Annotated in this window: 16 protein-coding genes; 2 read left to right on the top strand and 14 right to left on the bottom strand. The window is 46.5% G+C overall.

What is annotated here, in order from left to right:
• Window positions 1-86: 86 nt before the first annotated feature.
• Complete coding sequence (gene metH, locus ACESLK_RS20265) at window positions 87-3542, bottom strand: methionine synthase (RefSeq protein WP_373231523.1); 3456 nt, start codon at window positions 3540-3542, stop codon at window positions 87-89.
• A 144-nt stretch (window positions 3543-3686) separates the two neighbouring features.
• Here metH and ACESLK_RS20270 point away from each other — a divergent pair, with 144 nt between their 5' ends.
• Entirely contained in the window at window positions 3687-4226 is a 540-nt protein-coding gene (locus ACESLK_RS20270) for an acireductone dioxygenase (protein ID WP_373231524.1), read from the top strand.
• A 45-nt stretch (window positions 4227-4271) separates the two neighbouring features.
• On the opposite strand, the gene ACESLK_RS20275 is transcribed toward ACESLK_RS20270, so the two are convergent.
• The 4 genes from ACESLK_RS20275 to yneA form a co-directional block, all read right to left on the bottom strand.
• Window positions 4272-5066 (bottom strand): HAD family hydrolase, encoded by a 795-nt coding sequence (locus ACESLK_RS20275; protein ID WP_373231525.1) that lies wholly within the window; start codon window positions 5064-5066, stop codon window positions 4272-4274.
• A 12-nt stretch (window positions 5067-5078) separates the two neighbouring features.
• On the bottom strand, window positions 5079-5597 hold the full coding sequence (locus ACESLK_RS20280; protein WP_373231526.1) for a hypothetical protein: 519 nt from the start codon (window positions 5595-5597) through the stop codon (window positions 5079-5081).
• Between the two features lie 68 nt (window positions 5598-5665).
• Window positions 5666-5851 (bottom strand): DUF896 domain-containing protein, encoded by a 186-nt coding sequence (locus tag ACESLK_RS20285; RefSeq protein WP_373231527.1) that lies wholly within the window; start codon window positions 5849-5851, stop codon window positions 5666-5668.
• A 122-nt stretch (window positions 5852-5973) separates the two neighbouring features.
• Window positions 5974-6417, bottom strand: coding sequence for a cell division suppressor protein YneA (gene yneA / locus ACESLK_RS20290; RefSeq protein WP_373231528.1), 444 nt, complete (start codon window positions 6415-6417; stop codon window positions 5974-5976).
• A gap of 124 nt (window positions 6418-6541) precedes the next feature.
• Between yneA and lexA the strand changes: the two genes are divergently transcribed.
• A complete protein-coding gene (gene lexA, locus ACESLK_RS20295) occupies window positions 6542-7165 on the top strand; it encodes a transcriptional repressor LexA (protein ID WP_373231529.1) in 624 nt (207 codons plus the stop codon).
• Between the two features lie 82 nt (window positions 7166-7247).
• On the opposite strand, the gene ACESLK_RS20300 is transcribed toward lexA, so the two are convergent.
• The 9 genes from ACESLK_RS20300 to ACESLK_RS20340 form a co-directional block, all read right to left on the bottom strand.
• Complete coding sequence (locus ACESLK_RS20300; RefSeq protein ID WP_373231530.1) at window positions 7248-9110, bottom strand: LTA synthase family protein; 1863 nt, start codon at window positions 9108-9110, stop codon at window positions 7248-7250.
• Between the two features lie 131 nt (window positions 9111-9241).
• Window positions 9242-10570 carry a type I glutamate--ammonia ligase gene (gene glnA, locus ACESLK_RS20305; protein ID WP_373231531.1) on the bottom strand — a complete coding sequence of 443 codons (1329 nt, stop codon included), beginning with the start codon at window positions 10568-10570 and terminating at the stop codon, window positions 9242-9244.
• Window positions 10571-10603: 33 nt separating this feature from the next.
• Entirely contained in the window at window positions 10604-11017 is a 414-nt protein-coding gene (locus ACESLK_RS20310) for a MerR family transcriptional regulator (protein WP_373231559.1), read from the bottom strand.
• 102 nt (window positions 11018-11119) lie between these two features.
• Window positions 11120-12370, bottom strand: coding sequence for a methionine gamma-lyase family protein (locus ACESLK_RS20315; protein ID WP_373231560.1), 1251 nt, complete (start codon window positions 12368-12370; stop codon window positions 11120-11122).
• 90 nt (window positions 12371-12460) lie between these two features.
• Window positions 12461-13750 carry a GTPase HflX gene (gene hflX, locus ACESLK_RS20320; protein ID WP_373231532.1) on the bottom strand — a complete coding sequence of 430 codons (1290 nt, stop codon included), beginning with the start codon at window positions 13748-13750 and terminating at the stop codon, window positions 12461-12463.
• A 23-nt stretch (window positions 13751-13773) separates the two neighbouring features.
• Window positions 13774-14754, bottom strand: a complete 981-nt coding sequence (locus tag ACESLK_RS20325) for an AAA family ATPase (RefSeq protein ID WP_373231533.1) — start codon at window positions 14752-14754, stop codon at window positions 13774-13776.
• A 71-nt stretch (window positions 14755-14825) separates the two neighbouring features.
• Window positions 14826-15332 (bottom strand): YdcF family protein, encoded by a 507-nt coding sequence (locus tag ACESLK_RS20330; RefSeq protein WP_373231534.1) that lies wholly within the window; start codon window positions 15330-15332, stop codon window positions 14826-14828.
• Window positions 15333-15485: 153 nt separating this feature from the next.
• Window positions 15486-16046, bottom strand: coding sequence for a ribonuclease FAU-1 family protein (locus ACESLK_RS20335; protein WP_373231535.1), 561 nt, complete (start codon window positions 16044-16046; stop codon window positions 15486-15488).
• A gap of 184 nt (window positions 16047-16230) precedes the next feature.
• Window positions 16231-18726, bottom strand: coding sequence for a transglycosylase domain-containing protein (locus ACESLK_RS20340; RefSeq protein ID WP_373231536.1), 2496 nt, complete (start codon window positions 18724-18726; stop codon window positions 16231-16233).
• Window positions 18727-18884: the final 158 nt, after the last annotated feature.

Here is an 18884-nt window from a genome sequence, read left to right on the forward strand (position 1 = left end):
TTAGTCTCACGATCAGTAACGGCAATAGTTGCCGCTATTCAATGTGTTTCACTTCATAGGACAGCCCCGGAGGGTGCGAATAAGACTTAAGACTTCTCTACGTTGAAATATTGCGCCTCAGGATGGGCGAATACCATTGCGGATACCGAAGCTTCCGGCTCCATCATGAAGCCTTCGGTCAGTTGAATACCTATGTCCTCAGGCTGCATAAGCTCGAACAATGGACCTTGATCCTCAAGATCCGGACATGCCGGATAACCGAAAGATACTCGAATGCCTTGATAACGAGCACCGAAGCGCTTCTTCATGGTCATATCCGCAGGATCCGGGAAGCCCCAGCTGTCCCTCATGATTTGGTGAACACGCTCGGCTAACCCTTCAGCAACCTCAAGCGCAGAAGCAAGTAATGCATGGGAACGAAGATAATCTCCGCTTTCCTTCCACTGCTCCCCTTGCTCGCGAGCGCCTTGTCCCGCTGTTACGACTAGGAATCCCACGCTATCCATAATGCCGCTCTCGACGGACTTCAGGAAATCCGCCAAGCAAAGGAAAGGCTCCACCTGCTGACGCGGGAAAGTGAACCGCTTAAGAATGCGAGTCAAATCCTTAGGATCGTAGATGACAATATCATTTCCTTCGGACTGTGCCGGGAAGAAACGGTACATCGCCTGAGGATTTAACCATCCCTTACTCTGCGACTGCTTCATAATATCGTCGACTGTTTCTTTAAGCTTTATTGTTCTCTCGTCGCCCGCAGCCAGCAGTTCATCCACGTTTCCCTTAAGTCCGAGGTGATGGCCCAACAGCATTTGCAGGTTCACATAAGGAAGAACATGCGACATCGGATAATCCCGCAACACATGACGGTCATAATCCGGCGGTGTGAATAAAGGAGCATCGGGTGAAATGTTAGAACGGCGAGCCCTTGTTAATTCTGGAAGCTCTTGAGCTGGTTTCGCCGCTTCTTCAGCAAGTGCAGCTTGCGCAGCCCAATGCTCTTCTATAATCCGTGCACGATGTCCCGGATCGCTTAATTTGTTTGCGATATCAAGCCCATCCATCGCGTCCTTGGCATAAAGCACAACGCCGTCATATTCCGGTGCGATACGGTTTTTAGTGAATTTGCGAGTAAGCGCAGCACCGCCTACGAGAATTGGAGCGTCGATTCCTGCACTCCGCAGATCCTGCGCAGTGATAACCATTTGTTGTGCAGATTTAACAAGCAAGCCCGATAGTCCGATAGCATCCGGGCTCTCTCTGCGAGCAGCTTCGATGATTTGATCCGGCGGTACTTTTATTCCTAAATTTATAATTTTATAGCCATTGTTAGACAGAATGATCTCAACAAGATTTTTACCTATATCATGCACATCGCCTTTAACAGTCGCAAGCATGATTTTACCTTTGACAGCCGTTTCGTTCTTCTCCATATGCGGCTCAAGCTGCGCAACCGAAGCTTTCATAACTTCTGCGCTCTGAAGCACCTCTGCAACGATCAGCTCATTATTGTTAAACAACCTGCCTACCTCAGACATTCCTTCCATCAGCGGACCGTTGATAATTTCCAGCGGAGCGTATTTAGTCAGCGCCTCATCAAGATCAGCGCTAAGACCCTCCTTCGTTCCTTCAACGACATAACTAGAAAGGCGCTCCTCCAGAGAGAGATTCGATACTTTCTCTTTCTTCTCAATCTTCTTGTCACGGTAAGCCGCTACAAAGGCAGCCAGCGTATCGTCGTTGGTATTATAGATTAAATCTTCAGCAAGCTGCCGTTCTTCCAAAGGAATAGAGGCATAACGCTCCAGCTTCTCCGTATTCACGATGGCGTAGTCAAGACCTGCTTTTGTCGTGTGATACAAATATACAGAGTTCAGCACTTCACGACCAGCTGGTGGCAGTCCGAATGAGATATTGCTGAGTCCAAGTATCGTCTTGGCTCTTGGGAACTTTTCCTTAATCATCCGAATTCCTTCGATTGTCTCCACTGCGGAACCGATGTATTGAGGATCGCCGGAGCCAACCGGGAACATATTCGGGTCGAAAATAATATCCTCGGGCTGCATCCCGTATTTATTAACTAACAGCTCATACGAACGTGTGGCTACTTCCATTTTAGCTTCTCTAGTTACCGCTTGTCCGCGTTCATCGATAAGTATACAAACAACAGCTGCACCATATTGATGAATGAGCGGCAGAATTTTCTCGAATTTTATCTCCCCATCCTCGAGGTTAATGGAGTTAATGATTGCTTTACCTTGCGAATATTTAAGCCCAAGCTCGATAATATGGTCGTAGGTGGAATCAAGCATTAAAGGCACTTTGATCTTCTTCGTGACCATGGGCAGAAACTGATTAACCGCGTACTCTTCATCAATATCCGTATCCTGAAGATTGATATCAATAATGTGCGCTCCCCCTTTAACCTGGGAACGGGCAATCTCGGAAGCCTCGTCGAACTTGCCTTCTTGGATCAGTCGCTTGAATTTCCGGGAGCCCGAAATATTCGTACGTTCACCAATCATGAGCGGGCGGCTATCCTCTTCGATATATACCGTCTCGATACCTGATACGGCCGGCGGATGCTGACCTTCCATTTTCCGTGGAGCGATATCCTTCATCACTTCAACCATTGCTGCAATATGAGCAGGTGTCGTTCCGCAGCAGCCCCCGGCAATGTTAATCCAGCCTTGCTCTGCGAAACCCCTCATTTTCTTGGCAAGAGATTCCGGAGATTCATGATAATTACCGTTCTCATCAGGCAGACCCGCATTGGGATAGCAGCTAACAGCGGAGCTCGCGATACCCGACAACGTTCGAATATGATCGCGCATGAATTCCGGCCCTGTCGCGCAGTTAAGACCCATCGAGATTGGCTTAAGATGCTCGAGAGAAATGTAGAATGATTCGATACTCTGACCGGCGAGTGTAGTTCCCATCGGTTCTATCGTTCCGCTGATCATAATGGGCAGCTCTTGCTTCATTTCACTGAAAGCTTGACGAACACCTATACTGGCCGCCTTAACATTCAGTGTATCCTGGCAGGTCTCGATCAGGATGCAATCAACCCCGCCTTCCATCAATGCAAGCACTTGCTCCCGGTAATCCTGAATCAGTTGATCGAACGTAACGCCTCCCGTAACCGAAAGCGTCTTTGTTGTTGGTCCTAAAGCACCTGCCACAAACCGCGGCTTCTCAGGTGTCGAGTATTTATCGCAAGCTTCACGCGCCAGCTTAGCAGCTGCCAGATTAATCTCTCTTGCTTTCCCCGGAATGTCGTACTCTGCTAATACAATGGCTGTTGCTCCAAAGGTGTTCGTCTCAATAATATCTGAGCCTGCCTCTAGATAAGCCTCGTGAATGCCTAATATTATATCAGGGCGTGTGAGGACGAGGATTTCATTACAGCCATCCAGATCATCACTGCCGAAATCCTCATCAGTCAAGTTAGCTTGTTGAATCATCGTACCCATTGCGCCGTCTAATATCAATATTCTCGCACTCAATGCCTCTTGCAGAGACGGTTTGTTATGCGTTAAAGTCATAATATAATCTCTTCCCCTGTCTTTTAAATCATTAAACTCTATATTATCAGAATCGTGACAGCACGAAAAGCGTTTGATCGACATGGAATTGGAAGTGGATTATAATAAAGTCATTAATTCATATTGGGAAAAGGGGAATTAGCGATGGCTCAAATTCGAATTCGTAATACAAATGTACGTATTGAAAATGAAAACAGTGTTCGGACTTTCTTGGATAAGCAAAATGTATTGTATGAGCATTGGGATGCCGCGAAGCTTCCTGAGCATCTCCATCATAAATTCACCTTGTCTGACGATGACAAGAACACGATTCTAACGACTTTCGATTCGGAAATTCGAGATCTAGCCGAAAGACGCGGCTACAAAACCTGGGATATCGTAGCGTTGTCCGAAGCAACCCCGAATATTGAAGAAATCCTTAAAAAATTCGAGAACGTTCATACTCATAGCGAGGATGAAGTACGTGCCATTACTGCAGGTCAAGGTATCTTCATCATCAAGGGAGATGAAGATACGGGGTACTTCGACGTTGAACTCTCGGCTGGAGATGTTATTTCGGTACCGGAAGGTCAGGCTCACTTCTTCACGCTGATGGAGAACAAGGCTATTGTTGCTGTTCGTCTGTTCATCGAGCCGACTGGCTGGGTTGCTGAGCCTTATGATGATCCTAGTTTCGTGAAGTAAACGGAGAAGTGGTGATGCAGAGAGTTACCTGCACCACCACTTTTTTTATTTGATATTTTTGAGCAGCTCAGGAAGCTCGGATAAGCTTGATATTTCATAGGTGGGAATAATTTCCCCGCTGCGCTGCATGCCATGGCGATTAATCCAAACTGAGGTCATGCCGACTCGGTTAGCTCCTAGAATGTCCGTAGTAAGCTTGTCCCCTACCATAATTCCTTCTGCTGCCGTAATTCCGATCTGAGCCATTGCGTGGTCAAACAGCTTTGGAGACGGCTTACCTTCTCCAAAATTGCCGGAGATGACAATGGAATCGAAATAAGGGATAAGGGTTGGCATTCCATCCAGCTTTTCTTGCTGAAGGTCAGGCGAACCGTTAGTCAGCAATAATAGCTTATAGTTGTCACGCAGCTCGTCCAATACGCTGAATGTCTCCTCATACACGTAAGGCAGCTTCCGACGCTGGGCCGGGAACCATTCGGCTAATTGTCGGCCTAACTCTGGGTTCTCAACTCCAAGCGCCGCGAGTCCTCTTGTCCATGCGTTAATTCGATATTCAGGCGCTAGCTTCTGTAAAGAGCGGAACATCGGATGCTCGCCGCCTTCGAAATTCCCCCACAATGCCTCGAAAGGGTTAATACCAATCATTTGCGTGAAGGTGTAGGTTTCGAAGGTTTCATACAAGGCTCTGGCTTCACTGCGCACCGCAGCTTCCAGCTCCTCTTCATTTACACCCGCTGCTTCTGCTGCGATCCGGCAGGTATCTCTGAAAGCTTCTGTAACACTGCGTTCATCCCACAATAAAGTATCATCTAAGTCAAACAGTACGGCTTTAACCGACATCAGGTTTTCTCCTCACTTCACTTTTACTTCCCAATCGATCTGATGAAGCTCCGCAAAAACTTTAAGCCTCTCTGCCATACGTTCCAATGGGTAACGATTCATTAGGCGTGAGAATACCCAATTCGCGCCTTTAACAGATTCTACAAGAACATAACCTGGCATTATCGTAATTTTGCGAATTTGTGTAGGGCGTAAAATTTTGTAACCAGAGAATTTGCGAGTTTCGAGAGTATCACGAGTAACGGCTAAATACGGGCGACGGAAGTAATAAAACACCCCGAGGATGACATAACAGCCAATCGTTACCCAGAATAGCGTTATATCCTGCGTGAAATTATCGGACCAAGGCTGCGCCAAAGTGATATACAGCAAGATAAGCATAAACAGAAGACTTGGAACGACATAATTCCGACCTTCAAAACGGTCGACCTGAGGAGCATTCGGACCTAATGATTTCTTGCCTTCTTTTTTACGCCGTTTGTTGATGTTCTTTGAATTCTTTAATACCATTCGTTCCCAAGATCGGGACATGCGTTTTCCTCCTCATAATCAATACATTGCGTTAGACAACACCGCGTTACATTTCAATTCTTATATAATTAATGCTTTAGCGGTGGTTCCTCATCTGTAAATTCAATCCGATCTAATTCCTGGCGAAAATTTTGTTTGAATATGGCTATATATTGCCGACGGAGAAGATCACGCTCTTTAAGCTCAGCTTCATTCAAGCCCTCGGCTTTATTTTTACGGGAAAGCTCGTTAATTCTGCTGATAAGTTTGTCCACTGTTGTCTCACTCCCTCTTCATACCTCCTCTACTTTGCCATTTCAGCAGAGGATCTGTCAAGAAAGCCGGACAACAAAATAAGACCGGGAAGCCCCGGTCTGAATAGATTACCATTAATAGGTTAGTCCATAATACGTGAAGGTATGATGAGTGTTTGTCCAATCTTCAGCTCTGATGAAGAAAGGTTATTGCGTTTCAACAAATAATGAACCGCCTCTCGCGTATCCATAGAAGCCTTCTTGTAGGTTTTCGCAACCTTCCATAGCGTATCACCGCTATCCACAGAAATGACAAGTTCCTCACTTGATATGGGTACAACTTGATCAGTAGAAGCAGAGGTATGCATGAATGTAAATCCACTAAACAAGACGAGAAAAGCGAAGAGAAAAAACAAACCTCTTGCCAAGCGCCAATTATGTGCAGAGATAGCACGTTGTTGTTGAACTGCACGTCCTGACTTAAAAGTAGTCGTATGGTTAGTTTTAGAAGTTACAGGAACACCGCTAACTTTCACGTATGAATGTACCATTAAGTTCACCCCAAACATTTGTTCTGGCGTGATCATAACACGAACATATGTTTTGAGTCAATATATTTTGGAACATTTGTTCTGAAGAACGAATGTTTGTACGAACTCGAGTTCTGTGCTATAATTTGTCATATGAACTGATACATAGGGAGGGCTTGGCGTGTCCAAGATGTCCAATCGCCAGAATTCCATACTCGAATTCATTAAGAACGAAGTCCGTGACAAAGGGTATCCCCCTTCCGTCCGCGAAATCGGAGAAGCCGTTGGCCTGGCTTCCAGCTCCACCGTCCACGGTCATCTAGACCGCTTAGAGAAGAAGGGTTTAATACGCCGGGACCCAACTAAACCGCGTGCAATCGAGATCCTTGGAGACGATGATGACAATGTTTATAAACTCTCCTCCTCCGTTCGCCAGATCCCTTTAGTTGGTAAAGTTACAGCAGGTGTCCCCATTACTGCTACGGAGAACATCGAAGAGTACTTTCCTCTCCCCGTTAACATGGTCGGTGATCAACCCGTCTTCATGTTATCCGTAATGGGAGACAGTATGATTGAAGCCGGAATCCATAATGGCGACTATGTGATCGTCCGACAGCAGCCTACGGCAAACAATGGCGATATTGTTGTCGCCATGACGGATGAGAATGAAGCAACCGTTAAGACGTTCTACAAGGAGCGAGATCACATTCGCCTTCAGCCTGAGAATGCAAGTATGGAGCCTATAAGACTCTCTAACGTCAGCATCCTGGGTAAGGTCATCGGCTTAATACGTTCTTTTATGTAATCTCTTGTAGATAAACAAAGAGGCTGCTATTCCAGGATTAGTCTGGAACAGCAGCCTCTTTGTTTATATCTCTTTCATTACCTTATTCTTTGCCTTTACCCTCTCGATCCGGAAGCTGACTGACATAGCTGTGAGATAAATGAAGCAGCTTCAAGGCATTTTCATATTCCGTTCTAGATAATCCACTCGATACCTTCATAGAATTATCCAAGGAATAAAAAGTACCGTCCTCGTACTCGTTACCCGGTATGAACAAAGCTTGCTCGTTAATGACCGAGCCTGATGGTAAATAATAACGCTCAGGAAGTATGTTACGGTTATAGTTCAGCAAATCTTGTCCGAAATATAACTGATTCGAGAGGGATGTTCCCGTCAAATTCGCTATAGTCGGAAGCAAGTCTACTTGACCGCCGGTTTGTTCGTATATGGCTGAATGAGTTTTACCGGGAATGGAAATAACTAACGGAATGTTAACCATATCCGTGTATACATAAGGGTGTCCGTAGATTTCCTCCATGAGGGTTTTGTCATCTTTGTCTAACGAATGAATTGGCAACCCCAAATGATCTCCATAGACGACAACTAAGCTATTATCCCAAATTCCGGAAGCTTTAAGGTCTTCGATAAACAGCCCCAATGCATAATCCGCATAGCTTTGCGCGCCTATATAATCTCCGACGAACGTTCCTTCGTATCTCTCGGGCAATAGGATCTGATCCTTCTCGGACGGCGTCGTGTAGGGATGGTGCGCAGTCATCGAAATCACGTGAGAATAGAAAGGCTTGCCAGTTTTCGAGAAAGCTTCAAGCTCTGCAGCTGTCTTCTCGTACAATACCTCATCCGACGAACCAAAAAAGACAATATCCTCTGTGCCGAAATATTCCTTATCATAATAACGATCAAACCCTAGCGCGTCGTACAGCTCGCCGCGATTCCAGAATTCCACTACGTTGGTGTGAAAGGTTGATGTATAATAGCCTTCACTCTTCAATAGCTTTGGCAAGCTGGGAAGCTCCTTATATGCGTAAGAACCCGTTGCAGCTCCGCTTGGCGGAATGTAGGTCGATGTATTCACAACGAATTCAGCATCGGAAGTGTTACCCTGCCCAACCTGTTGGTAGAAATGAGGGAAATAAAAGTTCTCTTTCGCTAATTGATTGATGACTGGAGTTACTTCTTGTCCGTCTATCTTTAGCCCGATCAGGAAGTTCTGGAAGGACTCCAATTGAATAACAATTACATTTCTGCCTTTGGCTATTCCTTGGAACTGATTGTATTGAGGGGCATTCGATATGCCCTTCAGCTTGTTGATTTCAGCTTGACTTATTTCTTCCGGTTCAATTGGCTCTTCTTCGATCTTAGCGAACAACGTATAAGCTTCGTAGTTAAGAATGCCCATTTCTTCGGCTTTTTTAATTTCATTCATGCTAGCTCTGTGGGGCAGGATATTAAATAAACTAATCGCAAGCGAAAATGTGAACAATCCGATATATACTTTCCTGTTGCTGCGAACCGATGTGTAGTTTTTCCATAACCTCGCAACATTCTGACGAATGAGTACATAACCAAGTACCAGCACATCCGTAAAAATGAGCAAATATTGAGGGTCTAAAAGAGAAATAACGCTATTGCTGACCGCCGTAACCTGATTCACTTGATCTAAGGCGTGGTGCGTTGCGATAACACCATAGTATTTGTAATACATAATGACTGTGAAAAAAAGGATAGTTACAAGTAAATTAACGGTTACATAGATGCCTAGCTTACGTTTCGTTGCGAACCATTCAATCAGGCAAAACACAAGCCATATAAAAGGTAACTCAGTACCAACCGTTTGCCAGGAAGGTCCCCCTTCGAAAATAACCATCCAAGCAAGCTGGCTCTTAATGAGCAAAATAATCGAAAATAAAATGAACGGCCGTCTATAAAGCTTACTTAAATCCACTTAATCCCCCCCTATTAGTCATCTATTATGGGATCATATTCAAGGAAAGTCAAAACATGAAAAAGAAAAAAACCGGTTCTATTTCGCCATTTGCGCGATTACAGAACCGGTTTTTGTTCATTTTCGTTTAATTAATACATCGTAAGATATTGATCGCGTTCCCACTGATGAACTTGTGTGCGGTACATATCCCATTCAATTTCTTTCAGCTCGTAGAAGTGGCTTAATGCGTGATCGCCGAGTACATCACAGATAACATCATCGCGCAACAGCTCTGCGAGTGCTTCCTTCAGATTAATCGGCAAGCTAGGAATTCCCGCATCTATACGCTCTTCCTCGCTCATCACGTAGATATTGCGGTCCACAGGCGCCGGGATCGACAGCTTATTAGAAATACCGTCCAAACCTGCTGCCAGCATGACAGCAAGCGCTAAATAAGGATTAGCAGCAGGATCCGGGTTGCGAACCTCAATGCGCGTGCTTAATCCGCGAGATGCCGGAATTCGAATCATAGGGCTGCGGTTACTTGCAGACCAAGCTACATAACAAGGGGCTTCGTAACCCGGCACCAATCGTTTAAAAGAATTGACGGTTGGATTAGTAATCGCTGCAATGCCGCGTGCGTGCCTTAGCACGCCTGCCATGTATTGACGAGCAACTGAGCTAAGGCCTAGCTTGTCGTTCGAATCGAAGAAGGCATTCTCATTACCGCGGAACAACGATTGGTGACAGTGCATACCGGATCCATTCATTCCGAACAATGGCTTAGGCATAAACGTTGCATGCAAGCCATGCTGGCGAGCGATTGTCTTCACGACTAGCTTGAAGGTTTGGATTTGGTCTGCCGCTTTAATAGCAGGTGCGTATTTGAAGTCAATCTCATGCTGGCCGGGCGCAACTTCATGGTGAGATGCTTCAATCTCGAAGCCCATCTCTTCTAACACGAGAACAATATCTCGACGGCAATTTTCGCCTAAATCAGTTGGAGCTAGATCGAAGTAACCCCCTTGATCGTTAAGCTCCGTAGTAGGGTTGCCTTTCTCATCGGTTTGGAATAAGAAGAATTCCGGCTCAGGACCGACGTTCATCGTGGAGAAACCCATCTCTTCTGCTTGCTCAAGGGTACGCCTGAGAATACCGCGAGGATCTCCCGCGAAAGGTGTGCCATCGGGCATATAAATGTCGCATATCAGCCGTGCCACTTTATTTTCAGTAACCCAAGGGAAAATAACCCAAGTGCTTAAGTCTGGATACAAATACATATCTGATTCTTCAATCCGAACATAACCTTCAATCGAAGAGCCATCGAACATCATTTTGTTATCCAATGCTTTCTCTAGCTGGCTGAACGGAATTTCGACATTCTTGATCGAACCAAGCAAATCCGTAAATTGCAAACGAATGAAACGAACTTTCTGTTCTTTGGCAATTCGAGTTATGTCTTCACGAGTATAGTTCATGAGATCCTCCTAGAATGATTCCATATCATCGTTTTATTTGTTTTTGAAGAAACGGGAAAGCTCGCCTTGAATGAGTGAAACCTGTCCTGGCCGTTTGCCGGTCATTAGCTGCTGCTTTAGCATACGATGAAGCTGGGAATCGCTCATCTCCCGACGCTTCACTTCGGAAAACTCATTAATAATTGTGCCTTCGTTCTCATCTTGTCCGACGGGATTCATAACCTGTTTGATTCCGGCAATGTTGACGCCCTTCTCGATCAAGGATTTAATCTCCATCAAACGTTCAACGTCGTTAAAGGAAAATAGACGTTGATTACCGTCGGTGCGAGCAGGCTGAATTAGTTCGTGCTGTTCATAATAGCGGATCTGGCGGGCAGTTAGGTCGGTCAGCTTCATTACGATGCCAATCGGAAACAACGCCATATTCCTGCGAATCTCGTCGCCCATGTCATACCAACCTTCCAACTTAACTTGTATTGATGTAATCACTCACATTGTAACCCTGTTACAAAAACATGTCAAGGCGTGTGAGGTTTATGGTGGTGAAACTCACAAATACCCATGTTTTTTAAATGCCAATAAAGCCTGCATAACGGCAAACTTCACATGCGCGTAGGTTAACCCTCCTTGCATGTAAGCAATGTAGGGTTCGCGTACAGGCGCATCGGCCGATAATTCCAAGCTGCCCCCCTGAATAAATGTTCCGGCTGCCATGATTACAGGATGCTCGTAGCCCGGCATATCCCAAGGCTCTGGAACGACATGCGCGTCAACGGCTGCCGCCTTTTGAATAGATTGAACAAAATGCACCAAGGGCTCCGATGACGAAAATCGAATGGCCTGTATGAGATCCGTTCGAGGATCATCCCATTTCGGATGGGTCTCGAAGCCTAACATGGAGAATACGGAAGCAGCGAATATGCTTCCCTTGACAGCCTGTCCTACGAGCAGCGGCGCTAAAAATAATCCTTGATAGATAGACCGTGTAGTTCCAAGCATTGCTCCAACTTCCCCGCCGATGCCTGGAGCTGTCATTCGATAGGCCGCAAGCTCTACGTATTTCTGTTTGCCTGCGATGTAACCCCCGCTCGCAGCAAGTCCGCCACCCGGGTTCTTGATGAGCGAGCCTGCGATCAGATCTGCGCCAACCTCGGTGGGCTCACGTTCTTCAGTGAACTCTCCATAGCAATTATCAACAAAAACAATGGCTTTTGGATAAAGGCCCTTCAAACGTGACACCATGTCAGCAAGCTGAGCCACTGTGAACGAGGGTCTCCAATCGTAGCCTCTAGAGCGTTGAATCGCAAAAACCTTTGTTCGCTCCGTTATAGCACCCATTACACCATTCCAATCGACGCTTCCGTCCTCCTGAAGAGGAACGATGTGAGTATTCACTCCCCAATCAGCTAAGGAGCCCGTCCCATCGCCTTCTTTACCGATTACATTATGCAAGGTGTCATAGGGACTGCCTGTTACGAATAGAAGCTCGTCCCCTGGACGCAGAACTCCGAATAATGCAGCGGATATAGTATGTGTACCCGAAACTAAATGAGGCCTAACAATCGCAGCCTCAGCGCCGAACACCTCTGCATAAACAAGATCCAGCACTTCTCGTCCCGTGTCATTATAGCCGTACCCCGTCGATCCGGAAAAATGGAAATCGCTCACCTTATGTTTCTGGAATGCCCGAATAACCTTCCATTGATTGCTCTCGACGATCTTGTCGATGAACTTAAATTGCGGGGAAACCTGTTCCTCCGCCGCTTCTGCCAACTTGTCCCATTGTGTGTCAAACTCCATCAACCCATTGTCCTGCTGCATTATTTTCTTCCTTTCATCGGTAAAAAACACATGGATGACCCATTTATTAGGATCATCCAAATTTTAGAGTTACTCCGTTACGCGAAAATCTTCCAAGACGCGTCCAGACTTAGCCATGTCAACAGGGTTTAGGCGAACAGTCAGAAGCAGATAATCGTCTTCGGTGTCCTGATCGGTCACTTCGCCGACGCGGTATGCTAGTGCTGCTAGATCGCCGCGGGAAGCCGGAATACGGAACAATGCGATCTCTCCAAGGATTTTATCCTCAATCGCTTCACGGAGGCGCAACATGTCCCGCTCGATGAAGGAGTTTACCCGAATCGTGCTTGGTCCTCCCGTTAGTAACGACAAGGCGCTTGCTGAACAGAGATCGATTTTGTTATATACCGTCAGGGATGGCTTACCGCCTGCCCCAAGCTCCTGAAGGACATTATCCACAACTTGCTGCTGACGCTCACGCATAGGTGAAGAGGTATCCACGACATGCAGGAGCAGATCAGCCTCTGCCGCTTCCTCAAGCGTGGCGCGGAATGCCGCAACCAAATCATGCGGCAGGTTCTGAATAAAACCAACGGTATCCGTTAGGATGATCTCTTTGCCACTGGGCAGAATGAGATTCCGCGAGGTTGGATCCAAGGTAGCAAAAAGCTTGTCCTCTGCCAGCACGTCCGCCTCTGTTAATTGCCTAAGCAGCGTCGACTTTCCTGCATTTGTGTATCCTACAAGCGCAACCTGCACGACGCCGACTTTACGCCGGCGTTCGCGATGTAAGGTACGATGAGCGGTTACAGCTTCTAATTGGCGCTTAAGCTCTGTAATTCGATTGCGAATGTGGCGACGATCCGTTTCCAGCTTCGTTTCACCCGGACCTCGCGTCCCGATTCCGCCGCCGAGACGCGATAAGTTCTTGCCTTGGCCGGATAGCCTAGGCAACAGGTAGGAAAACTGGGCCAATTCAACCTGTAATATCCCTTCGCGCGTTTTGGCGCGTCCAGCGAAAATATCCAAAATCAGCTGCGTACGGTCGATGATTTTCAGATCTAACGTTTCTTCCAGGTTCCGTACCTGCGCACCCGACAGCTCTTGGTCGAAAATCGCGGTTGTTGCTCCCGTCTTCTCTGCAAGCTCTCGAATCTCCTGCGCCTTGCCTTTACCAACGAAATATTTTTTATCTGGAACATCTAGATTTTGCATAATCGTATCCACCACTTCCACACCAGCCGTATCGGCAAGTGCAGCCAGCTCTACAACGGAATGCTGCGGGTCTGAACCTGTTCTCTTCACGCTATCCGTAACCAAGCTGACAAGCAGTGCTTTTTCCTTTTCATTCGAACCTACCTCGTATGTGCTCTGTCTCAACGGCCAACACCTCTTCACTAGATCTATAAACTCCGAACATCTTCAGGACGAAGAGCCATAAGCTCCTGGCGGCCTGGCGAGCCGGAAGGATGCTGAGATAACAAGCGTACCGCCTGATACCTAATAGCTCTTTCTAAGACGTTGCGTACATAACGAGCATTGCTGAAATCATAGATCGATTCCGTCTTTTCTTGCATTAGAAGCTGACGCAGTTTAAACAACGTCTGCGGGAGCAATGTATAGTCTCGTTCCTTCGTCATGCTTTCGGCAATCTGAACGAGCTGATCAACTGAATAATCGGGAAATTCCATCTGGATGGGGAATCGTGAAGGAAGTCCAGGATTCGTCATGAGGAAGGATTCAATTTCCAGGGTATAACCGGCCAAGATGAGTACAAACTGGTTTTTGTAATCTTCCATTGCCTTCACCAGCGTGTCAATCGCTTCTTTGCCGAAATCCTTCTCTCCACCGCGCGCAAGGCTGTAGGCTTCATCTATAAATAGTATGCCTCCCAGTGATTTCTTAACTAATTCCCGCGTCTTCTGTGCGGTATGACCAATGTACTCCCCTACAAGATCCGCCCGTTCAACCTCGATCAAATGACCTTTGGCCAGCAGCCCCATTCCTTGAAAAAGCTTTGCCAGCAGTCTGGCCACGGTCGTCTTTCCCGTACCTGGATTCCCCTTGAAGATCATATGATACACATGCGCTTGCGCTTGCAGGCTCGCTTCACTACGGTACTGCATGACTTGTAACAGAGCGTAAATTTCGTAGACCAATTCTTTAATGTTATCCAGCCCTACCATACGGTCCAGCTCTTTCTGCCATTCGGTCCATGGACCGTTCTGAGGCAAGGAACGTAAAGCCGTGACAGCGTCTGTCGCACTTATTGTGCTTGCAGCGGAATCATCCGCATTGCGTAAAATAACGTTGATTTGTCGGGATGGCCTCTTCTGCGTTGCCGTTGCTTCCCTAACATCCGGTTTACTCGCTTTAACGTTCATCGCGCTCACCCCATGGCTTGTGTCGACGAATTAGCCGCAATATCAATGTATTCCGGTCCTTCGATCCCTAGTCATAGGAACAGCTTCTGAGCTAACCATTTCGTATAGGCTAATATTTCGCGGCTTTCGTGATAGTTCATATTCAGTACGCTAGAGTCGGTTACGCTTACTTGTACAGGGTTAAACCCTAGTTTTTCGGCCATATCCGCCGCTCTTGACCCATGGTAATTGTGTGTGACAATAACGGCCGTATCCCAGTCGTTCTGCTCCATGATCTCTTGAGCGAAAATCAAGTTCTCGTATGTACTTCTCGAGAGAGAATCCATAACGACGATCTCTCCGGGAACGCCTTGTTCCATAAGATAATTACGCATTCCTTCAGCTTCTGTTAGGACAGCCCCGTTGTTATCCAATCCACCGGTTACAATAAAGCTTGTAATCGCTCCCGAACGGTACAACTGCAGGCTATGATCTAATCGCTCACGCAATGCCGGACTTGGCTTGTTGTTCCAGAGGGTGGCACCTAACACGATACCAACATCAATCAGCCTTAGGATTCTCGTTATCCATAGGAACACCCTCAAACCGAGTGATCAGGGAATATAGAATCAAGCACCAAATTGCGATAGCAATAAAGCCGATAACGGCGATCCATATCGATATCCGCAGAATTTTACGACGAGTGTGAAAATGCGTAGAAGCATTTAGTGTCCCTTTCGTAATCCCCCGCATTACACGGTTCCTTTCTCCCAACCTAATTTATCCAATAATACTCGACGATGATTCAAGCTCATGTCAAAATAGGGGAACTTATTTTGGTTAATCAGCTCCATTAGACGTCCCGCAGTTCTCTGCGCCATTGCGGAATCTCGCTGTGTAATCTGCCCTTCGTCCAGGGCTTCTTCCAGCTCATCTTCGTCCAAAAGCAGCTTCTCTCCTGTCGGTAATACAACAATATCCAGAAATAAATCGTCGAACCAAGGAACCTGCTGATCTGTCAATCCTTGAACCTTACATATATCGATGTACCATTGCACCACTTGACCCTTATCATCGAACATCGTTGTTACCACGAAATGCTCTCCACGAGGAAAATGCTGCATCCACAGGTAGCCGCGATCCGCTAAACACATGCGCCGCCCGTTATACTCTTTCCATAATGGATCGCGAAGGTCGTGAATTCGGTAGAGGGTAACGAATCCCCTGAATTGTTGGTCATCCATTGGAATACATGCATAGCTCTTCTTCAATATACGCCGCCAATTGGCTCGATCTGAAAATTTACGCTTCATACCGATTTCCCTTCCGTCTATCCAACGTTAATGTGTTTCCATGTTGCCAACGCGGCAACTCCATATATATAAAGCTTAACACAAGTTGCCTTTATGAACCAGTTTACAGCTCCCTGTTAATGGAAAAAGCAGCTGCCCGATTTCCGGTTCAGCTGCTTTAAGGATTCTGCATTTTCATATATACCTAAGGTAGTACCTTCAATATCGGAATAGGTGAGGGACTTTCTTCTGGCGTCGAAACAGGCTGGCTTGGTGTTTCGGATGGGATCGGCTCCTCATTTCCGATAGGCGGTTCAGTTGGCTGGCCCGGTGCCGCTGATGGTGACGGAGAAGGGATCTCTATTCCGTTGCCTTCGCCTTCTCCTTCTCCCTCGCCTTCGCCTGGTGAAGGAATGACTTCCATTCCTGATGAAATGGTTACATTCACCTGTTCAGACGGCTCGCTTTCCAGCTTTTTCACAGCATGGAACGCTGTCACATAGTAACTAAACGTTTGATCCGGTAAAATTGCAAGATCGTCAAATGCGGCTTCACCCGTTTCCGCAACCATCTTGAATTCGGCTTCACCGTCTCCTTTACGATAGATCTTGTAAGTGATACCTTCACCTTCTACAGGTGCCCAGCTCATTTCTACAGATACGAACTCGGGTGAGTATTCTGCGATAAGACCTGTTACACTATTCAGCTTTTCTTCTTGCTGCAGATTTTTAGGAATCGGAAAGGATTTATGCTTTACACCATTCATAGCTTTAGACATAACCGCTGAGAACATGGCGGCTGCTTGACCGCTGCCCTGCTTCAAATAATGATCCTTGTCTGTCTCGTCATATCCGAACCAGACGGCTGCCGTCCATTCCGGTGTGTAACCCACGAACCAAACATCTCGGTTTCCGCTCGTTTCGAAGTTAGGAATAGCCGCTTGTGTCGTTCCCGTCTTACCCGCAATCGGACGGCCTCCGAAGTTGGCTTTAACCCCAGTACCGCCCCTCTGGAGGACACCTTGCAGGATTTGGGTGACGTAATAAGCCGTATTCGCAGACATGACTTGCTTGGCCTTTGGTGCGTCATATTCATATACTGTATCGCCTTCGTTGTTCTTTATAGACAATATACTATGCGGATCCTGCAACGCACCGCCGTTAGCGAACGCTGCATAAGCTCTCGCCATCTCGATTGGCGTTGCCCCCTTATACAAACCACCTAATGCGATTGCCAGATTGTGATCATTTTTTTTATCTAACGTGATCCCAAGCTTTTCTGCGAAAGCCATCCCTTTACTCACGCCGATTTCATTCAGCAACCATACGGCTGATACGTTACGGGATTCTTTAATCGCTTGCCTCATCGGGATCGAGCCTAGATATTGATTTTTGTTGGAGTTGGAAGGGCAATATTTCCCGTTGTCGAAACACTGCTTAACATCCTCGACGTTCGTCCAAGGGAAAAATTGTCCCGTCTCCATTGCAGGACCATAAGCAACAATCGGTTTAAACGCAGAGCCTGGCTGCCGTTTTTTGGTCACGCGGTTCCAGCCTTGCTTCTCGTAATCGCGTCCTCCGACCATGGCAATCAGTGAACCGTCATGCTGATCCATGATGACCATTGAACCTTGAACCTGGATATCGTCCTTGCTTTTTTCAAACATGGATTCTTTAGCGAATTGTGCTTCCATCGCCAGCTGTGCTTTTGTGTTTATTGTTGTTTTGATCGTATAACCGCCGCTGAGCAGCTCTTCTTCGCTAAGACCCGTTTTGTCCTTGGCTTCATCGACAACATAGTCGATGTAAGTCAAATATTTGCTGTTTTGTTGCGAGACAGCTTTGGGCTTATATACGATCTTGGCCGCTTCATCCCTCTCTTCTTCAGTAATGAGTCCTTGATCTAACATAAGCTTTAGCACGACAGCTCTTCGCTCCATCGAATTATTCGGATTTCTTATTGGATTGTAGGTCGTAGGAGCTTTAGGAATCGCTGCGAGAGTCGCGATTTGCCATACTTTCAACTTTTTGAGATCTTTCTCGCCAAAATAATATATTGCCGCTGTCTTGATCCCATATTGGCCGCCGCCGAAATAAATCCGATTCAAGTACAGCTCGAGAATCTCTTGCTTGCTCTTCTGCTGCTCGAGAGCCAGTGCTATGGAAGCCTCGGTTCCTTTACGGAATAACGTTTTATCGGCATTTAGAAACAAATTCTTAGCAAGCTGCTGAGTAATCGTACTCGCACCTTCAACAGCACTCCGCGCGATTATATCCTTCACGAGGGCCCGACCGATCCCAAGAAGATCAACACCGCTATGCTCGTAAAATCGTTTATCCTCCGTTGCTATGAAAGCGTCCTGAACGAGCTTGGGTATCTCTCCGAACGGTACAAATTCCCTGTTTCCCTCAGCGACATATAATTTAGATACTTGCTTATCATTGCGATCCACGATAACAGAGGCTTGGTCCAAATTTAATTTATTAATGTTCGTGCTTAGTATTCTTTCTCCATTAAGAATGATGAGCAAGTAGCCAACAACTGCGCACACAATAGCGAACAATCCAACGAAGAACAGCCACATGAGCACTACGCTTTTTTTTCCTTTACGCGAACCTTTAGGTCCTTTTCCTTTGCTTTTCCCCTTGGAAACCTTATTGCCGCGTTGTCCGTTGTCGCCAACGATTTCAAAATGATTCATCTCTGTGTCTCCCCTTCTATCCAGATCTATATCTGTTTATATTTACCCAAGTAAAACGGCTTCACGCTTCACCGTTGGGATCACCTCGATAAAGAAAGAACAACCCGGATTAGGGGTTGCTCAGGTGCCGGCCTATTCTGTTAGACGTTTTCTTGTAG

Origin of the sequence: Cohnella sp., from assembly GCF_041640265.1 — a bacterium.
Taxonomy (GTDB): Bacteria; Bacillota; Bacilli; order Paenibacillales; family Paenibacillaceae; genus Cohnella.

Bases quoted from the DNA above. Each gene is read 5' to 3' on its own strand.
- ACESLK_RS20335 (WP_373231535.1), bottom strand. From the start codon at position 16,046: ATGAAGCGTAAATTTTCAGATCGAGCCAATTGGCGGCGTATATTGAAG.
- metH (WP_373231523.1), bottom strand. From the start codon at position 3,542: ATGACTTTAACGCATAACAAACCGTCTCTGCAAGAGGCATTGAGTGCG.
- ACESLK_RS20280 (WP_373231526.1), bottom strand. From the start codon at position 5,597: ATGTCCCGATCTTGGGAACGAATGGTATTAAAGAATTCAAAGAACATC.
- glnA (WP_373231531.1), bottom strand. From the start codon at position 10,570: ATGAACTATACTCGTGAAGACATAACTCGAATTGCCAAAGAACAGAAA.
- ACESLK_RS20315 (WP_373231560.1), bottom strand. From the start codon at position 12,370: ATGGAGTTTGACACACAATGGGACAAGTTGGCAGAAGCGGCGGAGGAA.
- ACESLK_RS20270 (WP_373231524.1), top strand. From the start codon at position 3,687: ATGGCTCAAATTCGAATTCGTAATACAAATGTACGTATTGAAAATGAA.
- ACESLK_RS20275 (WP_373231525.1), bottom strand. From the start codon at position 5,066: ATGTCGGTTAAAGCCGTACTGTTTGACTTAGATGATACTTTATTGTGG.
- ACESLK_RS20325 (WP_373231533.1), bottom strand. From the start codon at position 14,754: ATGAACGTTAAAGCGAGTAAACCGGATGTTAGGGAAGCAACGGCAACG.
- ACESLK_RS20310 (WP_373231559.1), bottom strand. From the start codon at position 11,017: ATGGGCGACGAGATTCGCAGGAATATGGCGTTGTTTCCGATTGGCATC.
- yneA (WP_373231528.1), bottom strand. From the start codon at position 6,417: ATGATCACGCCAGAACAAATGTTTGGGGTGAACTTAATGGTACATTCA.
- ACESLK_RS20340 (WP_373231536.1), bottom strand. From the start codon at position 18,726: ATGAATCATTTTGAAATCGTTGGCGACAACGGACAACGCGGCAATAAG.